The 13,127-nt window shown below is 39.7% G+C and carries 12 protein-coding genes; 8 read left to right on the top strand and 4 right to left on the bottom strand.

Features of this window, described 5'->3' with window-relative positions:
- Positions 1–2: 2 nt before the first annotated feature.
- The 3 genes from AC1Z3K_RS09800 to AC1Z3K_RS09810 form a co-directional block, all read right to left on the bottom strand.
- Positions 3–2,102: a hypothetical protein gene (locus tag AC1Z3K_RS09800; RefSeq protein WP_461732607.1), complete on the bottom strand. Its 2,100-nt coding sequence runs from the start codon at positions 2,100–2,102 to the stop codon at positions 3–5.
- A complete protein-coding gene (locus AC1Z3K_RS09805; RefSeq protein WP_461732608.1) occupies positions 2,093–3,775 on the bottom strand; it encodes an Hsp70 family protein in 1,683 nt (560 codons plus the stop codon). The genes AC1Z3K_RS09800 and AC1Z3K_RS09805 overlap by 10 nt, the downstream gene beginning before the upstream one ends.
- Before the next feature lie 383 nt (positions 3,776–4,158).
- Positions 4,159–4,575 carry a DUF3788 family protein gene (locus AC1Z3K_RS09810; protein WP_426083248.1) on the bottom strand — a complete coding sequence of 139 codons (417 nt, stop codon included), beginning with the start codon at positions 4,573–4,575 and terminating at the stop codon, positions 4,159–4,161.
- A 149-nt stretch (positions 4,576–4,724) separates the two neighbouring features.
- On the opposite strand from AC1Z3K_RS09810, the gene AC1Z3K_RS09815 reads away from it, so the two are divergent.
- The 6 genes from AC1Z3K_RS09815 to AC1Z3K_RS09840 all read left to right on the top strand — a co-directional run bounded on the left by AC1Z3K_RS09815 (position 4,725) and on the right by AC1Z3K_RS09840 (position 9,999).
- Positions 4,725–5,597: a VOC family protein gene (locus AC1Z3K_RS09815; RefSeq protein WP_461732628.1), complete on the top strand. Its 873-nt coding sequence runs from the start codon at positions 4,725–4,727 to the stop codon at positions 5,595–5,597.
- A 693-nt stretch (positions 5,598–6,290) separates the two neighbouring features.
- Positions 6,291–6,620, top strand: coding sequence for a hypothetical protein (locus AC1Z3K_RS09820; RefSeq protein ID WP_426083496.1), 330 nt, complete (start codon positions 6,291–6,293; stop codon positions 6,618–6,620).
- Positions 6,621–6,826: 206 nt separating this feature from the next.
- The gene (locus tag AC1Z3K_RS09825; RefSeq protein WP_426083498.1) at positions 6,827–8,518 is read left to right on the top strand and encodes a patatin-like phospholipase family protein; all 1,692 of its coding nucleotides are present in this window, start codon (positions 6,827–6,829) and stop codon (positions 8,516–8,518) included.
- On the top strand, positions 8,518–8,736 hold the full coding sequence (locus AC1Z3K_RS09830; protein ID WP_426083500.1) for a YdbC family protein: 219 nt from the start codon (positions 8,518–8,520) through the stop codon (positions 8,734–8,736). The genes AC1Z3K_RS09825 and AC1Z3K_RS09830 overlap by 1 nt, the downstream gene beginning before the upstream one ends.
- Before the next feature lie 16 nt (positions 8,737–8,752).
- Positions 8,753–9,637 (top strand): YicC/YloC family endoribonuclease, encoded by an 885-nt coding sequence (locus AC1Z3K_RS09835; RefSeq protein ID WP_461732609.1) that lies wholly within the window; start codon positions 8,753–8,755, stop codon positions 9,635–9,637.
- Between the two features lie 74 nt (positions 9,638–9,711).
- Entirely contained in the window at positions 9,712–9,999 is a 288-nt protein-coding gene (locus AC1Z3K_RS09840) for a hypothetical protein (protein WP_461732610.1), read from the top strand.
- Between the two features lie 74 nt (positions 10,000–10,073).
- Here the strand turns inward: AC1Z3K_RS09840 and AC1Z3K_RS09845 are convergent, their stop codons facing one another.
- Positions 10,074–10,949, bottom strand: coding sequence for a hypothetical protein (locus AC1Z3K_RS09845; protein ID WP_461732611.1), 876 nt, complete (start codon positions 10,947–10,949; stop codon positions 10,074–10,076).
- Positions 10,950–11,365: 416 nt separating this feature from the next.
- Between AC1Z3K_RS09845 and AC1Z3K_RS09850 the strand changes: the two genes are divergently transcribed.
- Both AC1Z3K_RS09850 and AC1Z3K_RS09855 read left to right on the top strand, forming a co-directional pair.
- Positions 11,366–12,226 carry a glycosyltransferase family 8 protein gene (locus AC1Z3K_RS09850; protein WP_426083507.1) on the top strand — a complete coding sequence of 287 codons (861 nt, stop codon included), beginning with the start codon at positions 11,366–11,368 and terminating at the stop codon, positions 12,224–12,226.
- Entirely contained in the window at positions 12,219–13,121 is a 903-nt protein-coding gene (locus AC1Z3K_RS09855; RefSeq protein WP_461732612.1) for a glycosyltransferase family 8 protein, read from the top strand. Before AC1Z3K_RS09850 ends, AC1Z3K_RS09855 begins: the two co-directional genes overlap by 8 nt.
- Positions 13,122–13,127: the final 6 nt, after the last annotated feature.

The raw sequence follows: 13,127 nt of genomic DNA on the forward strand, positions 1-13,127 counted from the left end.
TCTTAGTTTTTTGGATGTAAGATATCAGCGACAAATAATCTTTCGCTCGTGCTCATCAGCGATGGTGTTTCCAGATATTCCCAATCGTCACCGTAAATATGATTGAGTCTGCCTTCTTCATCAAAGGCAAAATACACCATATCCTCCTGATCATTTGTCAGAACATATTCTATTTCATTATAGTTCAATTGTACGCTATAAAACCAGCCATTTCGGAAATTTTCCAGCTGTTGACTGTTCATTTTGGTTTGGAAATTCCCTTGCTCATCTATATTTAAGCTTTTTCGAAATTCAGGTGTCAGAAAAACAGCTAAATCGCCTAAATTTCCTGTTTGATTTTCGGTGAATAAGTAATCTTTAATGAATCGCGTAGTCACTTCCTGTGTGTCTGTTTCTGAGAAATTAATCAGTTTTGTAAGTTCAGCTTCGGAAAGGTCATCCCAACCAGTGCTGTAAACCGCTTCAATACATTTTTCCAGCTCGTCTATTTTTAATAAGTGGAGACGTTCATCTTTATAGTAAATTGTAATATAGCGTTTCATTTCATAGCCGTCTAATCTGGAAAAATAGCGGATATCAGTATCTGAGTAGTCCAACTCTCTCTGACCAGCTAAAGAAGCAAATTTTTCTTTTAAATCTTCTCGGACAAACAGCTCATCTGCTGCCGACAATACCTGATCTACAGTTATGGTGGAGTAAAAATGACTGATAAATCGCTTCGCCAGACGCAGTTGTTCTTCTTTCTGATTGAGCTGATGAGCTGTTTGCGCGAATGTCTGGCTGTAAGGCATGTCTGTCACTATTGGGTTCACAATAGGTGTTTTTGGCGCAGTGGAGTTCGCACGTGAAATACTCATTATTACTCTAATCACTAAAACTGAGATAGACAGCCACCACCAGATGTTTCCTGAAGAGCTTTTGTTGGCAGCGGCAGTCTGTTTGCGTGCTTGTTTATCATTTTGCAAAATAAGCTTTAGTTCGGTTTGTTTCTCTGTGGGTAACAGCTTCTTATTTATTTTATAAGTAGTCAGCAGTTCAGCTTGTTTATTATCAGGCAGTTTTTGCCATTCTATAAAGGCTTCTGTCTGCTGATTCTGATGATAGAGAATCAAACCATAAAGCAGACTGTACATATTTCCTGAAAAAATCAATTCTTCCTTTTTCCACCTATAATGGCGTGTGGCAGCATCTTTGTTTTTGAGAATAACCGTCTCGTAGTAATTTCTTAGAAAAGCGGTTGTCTGATTACTATGGAATTTTTCAGCTTGTGCTAATAAGTCAGCAAATGGCTTCACCTGTTCTTCAACGAGGATGCCGTCTCTGTGCTGCAAAAGCTCCAACAAAAGTAAATTGTAGATATCGCTATCTTCTTTTGTAAGGTCGAGACATTTGACTGTTAAGGTCTGAAAATCACTGCTGTAGACTGAACCTCTCATCAGCATCAGGTAAGCCTGAAAACGCCAATAAAAATACTGCTCTCTGTAATCAGCGGGAATTGCACGCCAAATAGCAAAGGAAAAATCAGGCGCAAAATGAATCGGCATGATAACGTGATGAAAATCAGGCGCAAGAACTCCTGTTGGACCATCGCCGTTAATCAAGCTGTCTAAATCAAAAATATCAAATAAATAGCTGAGAACTTTTTTAGAAAGCCACATATAATTTTCTGCTAAGAATTGCTGAAGTAAATAGACATTTTCCCAATACTCTTCTTTGCTCCAGTCAAACATGGGGTCTGTCAGCTCTTCCCACAATGCCAAATCATCGTAGTAGGCATGAGTCTGTTTGATTTTCTCCAGTTCAAGAGAGAAAATTTTCAGTTCACCCCAGTCTGTAGTGCTAAGGTTGTTTGACTCTGATTCTTCTTCCAAATCATTTAGTTTGCTGTTCGGCTCTGCTGCTGTTTGTATACTGTCCGCAGTGTCAGCTTTACTTGAAGAGGCATAAGCTAATGCCTGGTCAAAGGCAGCTTTCAGCTGTTGAAAAGCGTCGATTTCCTGATCGATTTTTAATGTCTTTAGTTTTTCAGCATATGCTTTTTTGATTCTCTTTTTATCTTGTGTAGCTTCGATGCCTAGTATTTCCCAAATGTTTATGTCCATAGCTGCTGCTCCAATTCATTTAACTGCTGCTGAAGCTTTGCAGACAGACGTTTGACTTCCAAATCATTCTGTTTATCCAGTGTATGCTGGAATTCTAAAATAAGGGATTGAATATACGCCCTCTTATCTCCTAAGGCTTCTGCATAAACACGTTCCAACCGTGCTAAAAGCAATCGGTTTTCAGCACGATCCCGCGGATGGATTTTTAAGCCTTCCATCTTTTTTAAGCTTTCCTGAAGCTCAGCTTCTGTTAGCTTGCCAGGATGACTCTCGATGATCAGCTGAGTTGTCTGACCCTGAATGTCTGTAACAACAACTTCCAAAACACCATTAGAATCGTAAGTAAAGCGGCAGTCTACCGGTGTTCCTCCTGGTCCGGGCGGGACAGAGACCATCAGCTCACCAATTTTTAAGTTATCCTTGACCATGGGATGCTCGCCTTGATAGACTGAAAAATCGACTTTTTCCTGATTGTCTCTTACAGTATAGAAAGTTTCGATTCTGCTGACTGGAATAGTCGTATTCCGCTCAATAATTGGTGCAAAAACTCCTTCGGTATAGCCATTTGGTCCGCGGCTAATGATATCTACTCCTAGCGTATGGGCACAGACATCAGTCATCATCATTTCATTTACCATTTCACGTTGTGTTTTTAGTGCTGCCTGAATGCCGGCACCGCGTCCCACAGCTTCATCAGGATTAATCTGTGTGTAGGGAATAACCTTAAGCAGCCGAGAAAAATAATTGCGAATACTGGGATTTTTCGTTGCTCCGCCAATCAGGATTACCTGATTAATATCCTTTATATCCATATGGCTATCACTAAGTACTCTGCCAATTGGCTGACGCATGCGCTTCAAAAGAGGCAGACATAGGTTTTCGTACTCTTGAATAGTCAACTCGTACTCATAAATGGTTTGATTTACTTCAAAAGAAAAGCTGCTTTTAGGCTGAGAAGAGAAACTAATTTTTAGCCCTTCAGCTTTTCTATAAAGAACCGCTTGCACTGCTGCGGGCAGCACCTGATCAGCTAAACCATGCTTATTCAAACAATCATGGACGATAATTTGTGTGAAATCCTCACCGCCCAGGTTGTTGTCGCCAGAGATAGCTTCTACCTGCATCACTCCAGAAAACATTTCCAAGAGAGAGACATCAAAAGTCCCGCCGCCTAAGTCGACAACAAGAATTGCCTGATCCTTGTCCTCATGCAGACCATAGGCCATAGCTGCAGCCGTTGGTTCGCTAATCAAGTTCTGAACGTCTAAGCCTGCTAATTTAGCCGCTTCAATCGTTGCTTCCCGTTCAATATTATTAAAATAAGCTGGTACACTGATAACCGCTTGTGTACAATCCTGCTCTAGATAATTCTCTGCATCTTCTTTTAAACTCTTTAGGATTAAAGAAGACAGCTCAACTGGAGAAAAAGAATGTATTCCCAACTCATAATGCTTAGTAGTACCCATAAAACGTTTAAAAGCAGCTGCTGTCAGCTGAGGGTGACTAATCAGCCGTTCTTTGGCAATTTCACCAATTAAAACTTTTCCGTCATCATCAATTCCAACAACTGATGGAGTCAACACTTTGCCGAATCGGTTGGGGATTAGCTGAACCTGTTCGCCATCCCAATAAGATACTACACTGTTCGATGTTCCTAAGTCTATTCCAATCATTTTTAATACCCCTTTTATTTTTTTATACACATAACTCTATTTTATCGGAAATGGGGGGAAATATGGATACTTTTTTTACTTTTTACTGAAGTTTATAGCTAAACAAGAGTAGGATAGTCGAAGGTACACCAGCCCTTATAAAATCCAGTAAATTAGAGTCCTCAAGCAGCCCCTTTTGAAATAAGCCGAAATATACGGAAAATAGCTGCTCTTCTATTTCCAGTAAATTTCGACTTATTTTTCACAGCTGAATACATTTTGGATAACTTTTGTTATTTAAAATGTATTCACATAAAAAGCGTCAAAGTCTGGTATATAAATAAATTCCCAGACTTTTAGTATGCCTAAAACCAAATGAACGGTATCCAGAAACCACCCCTTGGTTAATTGAGTTTATATGGAAGTAGTATTAGAAGTTCCTGTAAGTCCTGATTAGAAGAAATTTCAAAAAGGATACTACGTCCTTCAGCATAGACTCGTGTTTCTCTAACTTTATCTTTCAAGATATCTGGTCCGTCGCTATTCAAAAAGGACTGAACAGCAGCTTCTCCTAGAACAATTGTTGCTCGAAACGAATTTTGACAGGGTTGACGATAGAGAAGTACGCGCTTTTTCAAGCTATTAATCCATGTCCAGCCAGCTTTTTTTGTTGGAAATTTCCAATACCCTGTCATTTCAGCAGCTATTTTAAATAATTCCTCATCTATCTGCTGCCATAATGTGGACGCATCGCCTAGCACCTCATAGAGTTCTGTAATCTGCGGCTCTTGTTCTTTATTGTCAAAATAACTGATAGTCATTACTTTTCTCCTTTTCCACCAGTATAGCCTGTTTGCTTGACCTACTTCAATGGTTTTCTGTTTAAAATTTTTAAGGCAATAAGCAAAAAACTTCAACTTACTAAAAGTAAGTGATATTCTGTTAATGAACTACTGATATAAAAGGGGGAATAATTATGCTAACACAAACTTTTTCAATAGATAAAACTGCTCATACCGGCATGGTAGGGTTGAAAGTTGCTGATCTTACAGGACAAATTGAATTTTATACATCAGTCATTGGTTTGACACTACTGGAATTCAATACAGAAACCGCCTTATTAGGTGTGGAGGGACTGCCTCTTCTGATGCTGAGAAAAGTTGAACAGCCAAATCGTAGAGAAAGAAAGGCTGGGTTGTACCACATTGCTTTTCTGCTTCCGGAACGTAAGGATTTGGGCAACACCTTGTTTAGCTTACTAAAAAAAGAAGCAGCGATTATTGGCGCTTCTGATCACGGCTATAGTGAAGCACTTTATCTGGAAGATCCGGAAGGGAACGGGATTGAAATTTATCGGGATAAACCGAAGACTGAATGGTCTATTCAGCCGGATGGTCGAATTTCAGGAATCACTGTGGAAATGGATGCAGCAGGCGTACTAGCCAGCCGAGATGAAGCAACCGACAAATTTCCTGCGGGTACTACAGTGGGTCATGTTCATCTCTCTGTAGCAGATTTGGCCAAAACAGAAGCTTTTTATATAGAAGCACTCGGCTTAGGATTAAAAGATCATTTCGGTAGTCAAGCCAGTTTTTTTGCCGCTGGCGGATACCACCATCATATAGGAACGAATGTATGGCTGGGCAAGGAGCTACCGGCACCGAAAGAAAATGATTTGGGTCTGGATTACTTTACTCTAGTTGTTTCCAATCAGGAAGCATTTCTTAAAGTCAAAACGAATATTACAGAGTATGGGCTTACCTTTTTAAAGGAAACATCAGATGAGCTTGTTCTTCTTGATCCCAGCGGAATTATGGTGAGGATTGAGCAGGAAAACAGCTAGCAGCGGTTTTGCTAATAGTTGAAAAAACAATAACAACGAAGTAATAGAAAAAGATAGAAGAGATGCAGAGGATGGGACAAGAGTGTTTCGTCTCGAGAACCAAATAGGTACTGTTTAACATCAGCTCGTTCCTCATTGTGTTTCTCAGCAATAAGAAGAAATTCACGAAAATGACAGGAAACACGAATGTGAGCCAGTCGATGTTGACTGATTCCTACCTGGTGTTTTTCAAATTTTTGTGAATTTCGGCTTATTTTTGAAGGTTTTGCTCCTGCGGTTACTCGTCGCAGTTAAAGTGCTTTGCGAGTGCTCCTGCGATTACTCGTCACAGTTCAATGCTGGTATGTGCTACTGCTCCCACCGTTTATCCGAATTCCACGTGAGTGGGACATAACTCATTGAGTTATGTCCCGCTCACTTTTTTGCCTATTTTTCATTCGTTTATTTAATAGAATTATATATGTTAGAATAGTTTTAATTAGTGGGAGATATAAATGCTGCTTTTAGCATAGATAATCGAGTTTATTACTGATTTATTTGGTTGGTTTTTCCGTTGCTTGCAAAAAAACTATCGGTATATACACTGTAAGGGAACTGAAAGAAAAAGTGAAAACATGAGTGTCTACTATTGAATTATCAAGCTGCTAATATTTTATTGAATTGTAATTATTGAAACAGGAAAGAAGGAATTGTATGGACGATAAACGACCGCAAATAAACGTGGAGATTGACCATGTGAAGCACTATCCCTTTGTACGTGAACAGCTGAAAAAGGAGCTGGAAAATCATTATCCGGATAATCCTGAAAGAGTAGCGGATGAGCTTCACGTTGCAGATGAGCTTCACAAAATTGAAGTCGAGATGCAGAAACTCATGCACATTGTGGATCAAAAAATGCTGGAGGCAGAAAAACGAGCGTTAGGTTTGTTAAAAAATACTCCTGAACGGATTCCTTTTTATATTCAGCAATTGAATGATGCATATACAGAATGGCGTGAAGAACAACAAAAGGGTACAGAATAAGGCTCAATCAAGAAGCGGATTTTTAGGTGTGGTTCGGCTATTGGTTGTAGTATCGTTGATTGCTCTGCTTATTTCATATAAAAGATTTAGGGTGCTTCCCTCGCCCTTTTTGCTGATACAAATAGTAAAATCAGCGGGAAACCTGTAATTTTTGTTATAATTATGTGTAAGAGTTATAGAAAACTTCTCAGATTGGAGCGGACTCAATGAAGGTGCTAAGATTATTTCCCTCGGATAGCTACGATTTCTCACTAGACATCAGTCAGTCCCTGAGTGTTTTGCCTTTATACGGCACTCATTCTGAAGCACAGCAGGATTTCTTTGAACAGTTGCTTGATTATAAAACGAAGACCTATGTTATTTTTAAAGATAATACCCCGACAGTGTTTCTCAGTATTAAAGATGGGCAGCTGCTGAATCTTTTGACGCCCCGTCTATTAACGATCGGCTGGCAGTTTGTTTTTGACTGCATCGAGAATATAAGCAAGCGCAGTTTTGAACGGATAATCATAATAAAATTCTATCGCTTACTGACAGAACCGGAAACATATAGATTGTTTAAACAGGGGTATCAGATTCAGGGAAACCGTGTCGCAAGTAAAGAACTAACTTATCATACCGCATTAGTTTTAGGCGGAGGAGGTGCACGGGGCGCTTATCAGATTGGTGTCTGGCAGGCGCTAAAGGAACAGGAGATTTCCATTCGTTTGATTACAGGAACTTCTGTTGGCGCGCTCAATGGCGCGTTGATTATTCAAGATGATTTGGAAGAAGCTAGAACGATGTGGGAAAGAATTGAAACCAATCAAATTCTCTCATTTCCGATGAAAGAGCGTTCAAGTAATACATTTTCCGATATGCTTAGCCAAATTGCTTCATTTACTATAGCAGCTATTCAGACTAGAGGTGTTTCTACACAGCCTCTGCAGCAGCTGTTGAAAGATACCTTTTCACAAGAAAAACTAAATAATGCTGTACAGGATTTCTATCTTGTGACGACCGAGCTTCCGGGAGTAACGGAGAAAGTCATTCATTTCAATACCTGTAAAGATCAGCAGTGGCAGCAATGGCTGTTAGCCTCATCTTCCTTTTTTCCGGCAATGGCAGCTGCTAACATTGATGGAAAATACTATGTTGACGGAGGCTATAAAAATAATATACCAGCAGATGTGGCCCTGGCAAATGGCGGAACAGAATCGATAATTGTGGATGTTAAGGGTCCTGGCTATACTAAACGGATTAGTTTCCCTGATGCCCATCCGGTACTCTATTTAAAAACACCTTGGTCTTTAGGCACTGTATTACTTTTTGATGGTGCACGCTCTGCTGTCAACATTCAGCTTGGGTATTTTGAAATGATGAAAGCCTTAGAAAAATACAGCGGATACTGGTACACGTTTAGTGACTCGGTGGAGGTGTCTGAACAGCTGCAAGAAAAATTTTTCAAGTATCTCCGAAAAAATTATCAGCTGTCGTTATGGAAAAACAGAGAGCAGCGAAAAAAGTTCTACCAAAAACTGCGTAAATATTATAAAGACAGGGTGTACGAAGAAAACATCAGTATGGCATTGCTGGAGCTGTTGGGTAAATCAGCTGATTTACTGCCTAACCGGTTATATACATTCGCTGAGTTTATCCAGTCGATTAAGAACCAGACCGAAAAAACCGCTGAAAATGATTTTCTGGGAATGGTTTCTGTACAGGAATGGATGGGAAGATATTACGAGGAGTTTTTCTTATTGTCTGAGCGAAGACAGCTGCAGCTGCTGACTGATTTCCTTAGCGTGGAAAAAGTAGAAAAAAACCAACGATTAAAATTATTGTTTGACCGTTTTCCAGTAATGGTTTTACTGGTATTACTTAAAGAATTTATACGAGAAGAAGGAGAAGATAACTAGTGGCTCAAGAATTTTCATACGAAATTGTAGAAGAAATAGCTGTACTTTCAGAAAATGCAAAAGGCTGGCGTAAGGAATTGAATCTAGTCAGCTGGAACGACCGTCCGCCAAAATTTGATTTAAGAGACTGGGCGCCTGATCATGAAAAAATGGGAAAAGGGATTACCTTAACCAATGAAGAGTTTGAGACATTGCGTGAAACACTAAAATCCATGTAGAAAGGACACCCTGTCAATGAAAAGTATGACCGGCTTTGGAAGAGAAACACTACAAAACGAGCAGTATCAGATTGATGTAGAAATAAAAACAGTCAATCATCGGTTTCTGGACATACAGCTAAGAATGCCTAAAGAAACAAATGCTTATGAGCTGGATGTCCGTCAGCTGATTAAAGAAAAGCTTCAGCGGGGCCGTGTAGAGGTCTATGTAAATATTCAAAAAAACAGCGACAGCAGCAAAGAGGTTCAGGTTCACTGGCACTTGATTCATCAGCTGCTGGAAGACATTCAGACAGAGCTTCAGAACCGCTATTCTATTGGAGAATTTAATCCAGCTGCTAGTGTTAACCAATTGTTGAACAACTCGGAATATGTGGAAATTATAGAGAGTAAGGAAACGGATGAACACTTTGCACAGCTTTTCCTGGCAGCAGTTGAGGCTGGCGTTCAAAAAGCGGATCAGAGCCGTTGCCGGGAAGGCGAGAAAATCCAACAGGTTCTGCAGGAACATACGAATGATTTTTCCGGACTAGTGACAGAGCTAACGACGTTCACTGCTGCTTATGAAACAGATTATAGAGAGCGTTTTGAAACGAAGCTCAAGGAATGGTTGGGTGCTCATGTGGATGAAAGTCGTCTGTTGACGGAGATGGCACTGCTTTTAGAAAAAGGCGATATTCATGAGGAGCTGGATCGGCTGGTTATTCATATTGAAAAACTGGAAGAGCTGCTGATGCAAACTGCGCCTGTTGGTCGGGAGCTGGATTTCATGATTCAGGAAATGAATCGTGAAGTCAATACAATCGGATCTAAGTCAAGCCCGATTGAAATTAAGAATTTTGTTGTTCAGCTCAAGACCATACTGGAAAAAATCCGTGAACAAATCCAGAACGTAGAATAAGGGTTATTCGTTTATGATTCTGCCTTTTCAAGCTATAATAATAGAGATAGAAAAACTGAACTGAGGTGGCAGTAATGATAAAATACTACGATGTAACATTTCATGAATTAAGCGGAAAGTCAGTTGTGAAAAGAGAGATTTCTTCCGAGAAAGAGGTCTTTGACGTCTGGCAGGATGCCTGTGAGTCATACACAGAAGAGGCGTTTAACCTGCGAATTAACGAAGACACTTTTGTAACGTTGAACCGCCGCTTTGTCGTTCGGATTGATACCGAAGAAGTCGATGGACCAGCGGAAAAGCAGATTCGTCGTCATGATGAGCTTATGGGTGTTGTTAATACATTGTCAAACATGGGCTTTTAGAGAAGCTTGGAAAATATTAAAAAAACCGTTGAGGCTATTGCAGGGAATGCTACAGCCTCAACGGTTTTCTTTTTTCAGCCATTCAGCAGCCAGAGAGGGTAAAGTTGGGAAAGCCATTCAGAAGGCTTTCTGCGGCTCTCGAAGCTAACATAGCCTTTATAGGAATATATATATTCAAGCTTCCATTGATTATTGCCAATCTGCTTTTTTTGAAGCAGTTCAAGCAAGGGTTGTGCGTGAGGGTCATTCGTTACACTGCCTTTTCCCATGATATAGACTAAATCAGTCAGGCTTAAAAAATAGCTTTGGGGAAAAGCTGAAGCAGTGATATGTTTGCTTATTGGTCGTTCTTCTGACAAACGTAGGAAAAAACGATGCTTCAGCATATAAGCTAAGCCTTGTTTGATAAGCTCAGCTACTTCTAAATCAGGTTCCTGTTGGTATTCCCGATAGGTCAGCAGCGCCCGCATGGTTTTTCCAATACCAATATAACAGGGTACAGTATTTAGACAACCACCGTGTTTAAAAATACCTGTTCCATTCCAAGTACTTTGTTGTTCCCGTTCAAATAGCTGATACTTCTTAATCCAGTTTAACGCATTCTGTGCGGAAGCGGATTGACTCAGACCTAAACGGGTATAAGCCTCCAGCAGCATAGCATTATAGCATGGAACAATATCATTTCCAGCACCTGTATAGGAAAACCCCTCAGGTGTAGCCAAGGTCTGTTCTATTTTATTCAGTAGTTCTTTCGTATGTTCTAAATGACCGGCAAAGGGAATTTCTGCTAAGGCTACCAAGTTGAACAAGTTAGACAAATTATTTTCAGAGATTGGCTGTTCAGTCAATTTGCTGACCAAAGAAGATGTCTCTAAGAGCTGCAACGCTGTTTTGTCATCAACTGGCTGATTTTTTTCACAAGCCAGCCGTAATGTTAAGGCTGTATCCATGATTTTCACCTCGCGTATTTTTTTGGCTAATGGTATGCCGGAAGCTGGACTATCAGATCGACTTTTTAAATGCTTCCAGGTTCTATTTTACAAGAGAGATAGTCATTACTTTTGGTTGATTCCTAAAACTATCATAACAGGTGTAAGTTTTCTTGTTCAATCTTTATTCGTTTTTTTCAGCAGTTAAGCTGTTAGAAATTTAGTGATTTTTTCATTTCAATTTGTGAGATGGGAGATAAGCTATAGGACCTTGAAATAATTCCTCGTTTTAATTTATACTCAAAAATATGCATAGAAAAACAATAAATTTCCCTTATTTCTCGCTTTTTGTTCCTGTATTTTTGATTTTAAGTCGTTTTTTTTGAAAAAAATATCATTTAGTTTTAATCTTATTTTTAAGAAAGGGGAGATCTTATATGCAATTTGAAAAAATACCTGTTGTGAGTGCTTCCGATGAACATTATGCACCATTCTTGTGTGTAATGATCACTTCTTTATTGGAAAACACTTCTCCGAATGAAGCCATCGATTTTTATATACTGGATGATAAAATATCCAGGACAAGTAAAAATTATTTGAAGCAAACTGTCAAAATCCATTCTAATCAAGCCTCAATCAGCTTCTTACCAGTTGATAACAGCCTGTATGCCGATTTCCTAGTCAGCGACCACATTACAACAACAGCTTACTTTAGAATTTCTCTACCTAAACTCCTAAAGGATTATGAGTATACTAAGGTTCTCTACATTGATGCTGATACGCTAATATTGGATGATGTCAGGAAATTGTACGATTGCCCGCTGCAGGATAAAGTGATTGGTGCAGTGATTGATCCAGGACAAACAAAAGCGCTGGCGCGTCTGGGGATTGAATCGCAGGATTACTATTTTAATTCAGGTGTCTTACTGGTAGACCTAAAAAAATGGAATGAAAAAAGGATTACAGAAAAGACTCTGGCATTTTTGACTGAACATGGAGATAAAATCATTTATCATGATCAGGATGCCTTGAATGCTGTTCTTTATGAGCAATGGGCGCCGCTGCATCCCCGCTGGAATATGCAGACTTCGTTGGTTTTTGAAAGACATCCGGCGCCAAATGAGCATTATCAGATGTTGTATAAAGAAGGCAATGATGATCCTGCAATCATTCATTTTACTGGCCATGACAAGCCGTGGAATACCCTGGTGGATCATCCATATCAGCAGCTGTACATGGAGAAACTGGGAGCAAGCATTTTTAAAAATACTAAAAAGGAAGTGGTTTCTAATGAATAAAGAAAAAATCACTATTGTCTCCTGCTGTAACGATGCTTTTGTCCCTCATCTAACCACTTTGTTTATATCGATTTTGGAAAATACCTGTGAACCATTTTCTAATTTTGCATTCTATGTTGTTGAAGACAATATTAGTTATAAGAATAAGGAACTCCTTCAGCAAAGTCTAGCGCCCTACCATGTGCAGGCTATTTTTTTAAACGTAAACGAGGAGTACTTTTCAAATGCGGTGGAAAGTGACCGAATACCGAAAACGGCTTATTTCCGGATTGTTATTCCTGAACTATTTCAAGATAAAGGGGTAGAGAGACTGCTTTATCTGGATTGCGACATGGTTGCTGCAGCAGACATTACCAATCTCTGGTCCGTTGACCTATCCGACTATTTATTGGCTGCGGTAGAGGATGCAGGCTTCCATCATCGTTTAGAAAAAATGGAGCTTCCCGTTGTATCCACCTGCTACTTCAATTCAGGCTTGATGCTGATTAATGTTGATGCATGGCTGAAAAATGATATTTCCCAAAAAGTCCTGAACTTTATCGACAAATACCCAGAAAAACTCCGTTTTCATGACCAGGACGCATTGAATGCTGTTTTGCATGATCGTTGGCTGCGGCTGCATCCCAGCTGGAATGCACAAAGCTATATAATGGAAAGGAGCAAACAGCATCCAACTGCCCAAGGTGAACAGGAATATAGAGAAACCAGAAAGCAGCCTAAAATTATCCATTATTCAGGACACATTAAACCATGGCACGAGGAGTTTGATTCCCCAACTGTGAAGTATTATGAAAGATATTACAACTTAACCGCATTTCCTCCTCATAAGCAATTTCTGATCAAGAAGTACAACCATGCACAGATTATCCGCGGTAAGAGCTCGCTAGAAGGCTAAATGCAT

Source organism: Enterococcus sp. LJL128 (genome assembly GCF_056924295.1).

Excerpts from the sequence above, each read along its gene's own strand:
- AC1Z3K_RS09800 (WP_461732607.1), bottom strand. The coding sequence starts at position 2,102 with ATGGACATAAACATTTGGGAAATACTAGGCATCGAAGCTACACAAGAT.
- AC1Z3K_RS09805 (WP_461732608.1), bottom strand. The coding sequence starts at position 3,775 with ATGATTGGAATAGACTTAGGAACATCGAACAGTGTAGTATCTTATTGG.
- AC1Z3K_RS09810 (WP_426083248.1), bottom strand. The coding sequence starts at position 4,575 with ATGACTATCAGTTATTTTGACAATAAAGAACAAGAGCCGCAGATTACA.
- AC1Z3K_RS09820 (WP_426083496.1), top strand. The coding sequence starts at position 6,291 with ATGGACGATAAACGACCGCAAATAAACGTGGAGATTGACCATGTGAAG.
- AC1Z3K_RS09825 (WP_426083498.1), top strand. The coding sequence starts at position 6,827 with ATGAAGGTGCTAAGATTATTTCCCTCGGATAGCTACGATTTCTCACTA.
- AC1Z3K_RS09835 (WP_461732609.1), top strand. The coding sequence starts at position 8,753 with ATGAAAAGTATGACCGGCTTTGGAAGAGAAACACTACAAAACGAGCAG.
- AC1Z3K_RS09840 (WP_461732610.1), top strand. The coding sequence starts at position 9,712 with ATGATAAAATACTACGATGTAACATTTCATGAATTAAGCGGAAAGTCA.
- AC1Z3K_RS09845 (WP_461732611.1), bottom strand. The coding sequence starts at position 10,949 with ATGGATACAGCCTTAACATTACGGCTGGCTTGTGAAAAAAATCAGCCA.
- AC1Z3K_RS09850 (WP_426083507.1), top strand. The coding sequence starts at position 11,366 with ATGCAATTTGAAAAAATACCTGTTGTGAGTGCTTCCGATGAACATTAT.
- AC1Z3K_RS09855 (WP_461732612.1), top strand. The coding sequence starts at position 12,219 with ATGAATAAAGAAAAAATCACTATTGTCTCCTGCTGTAACGATGCTTTT.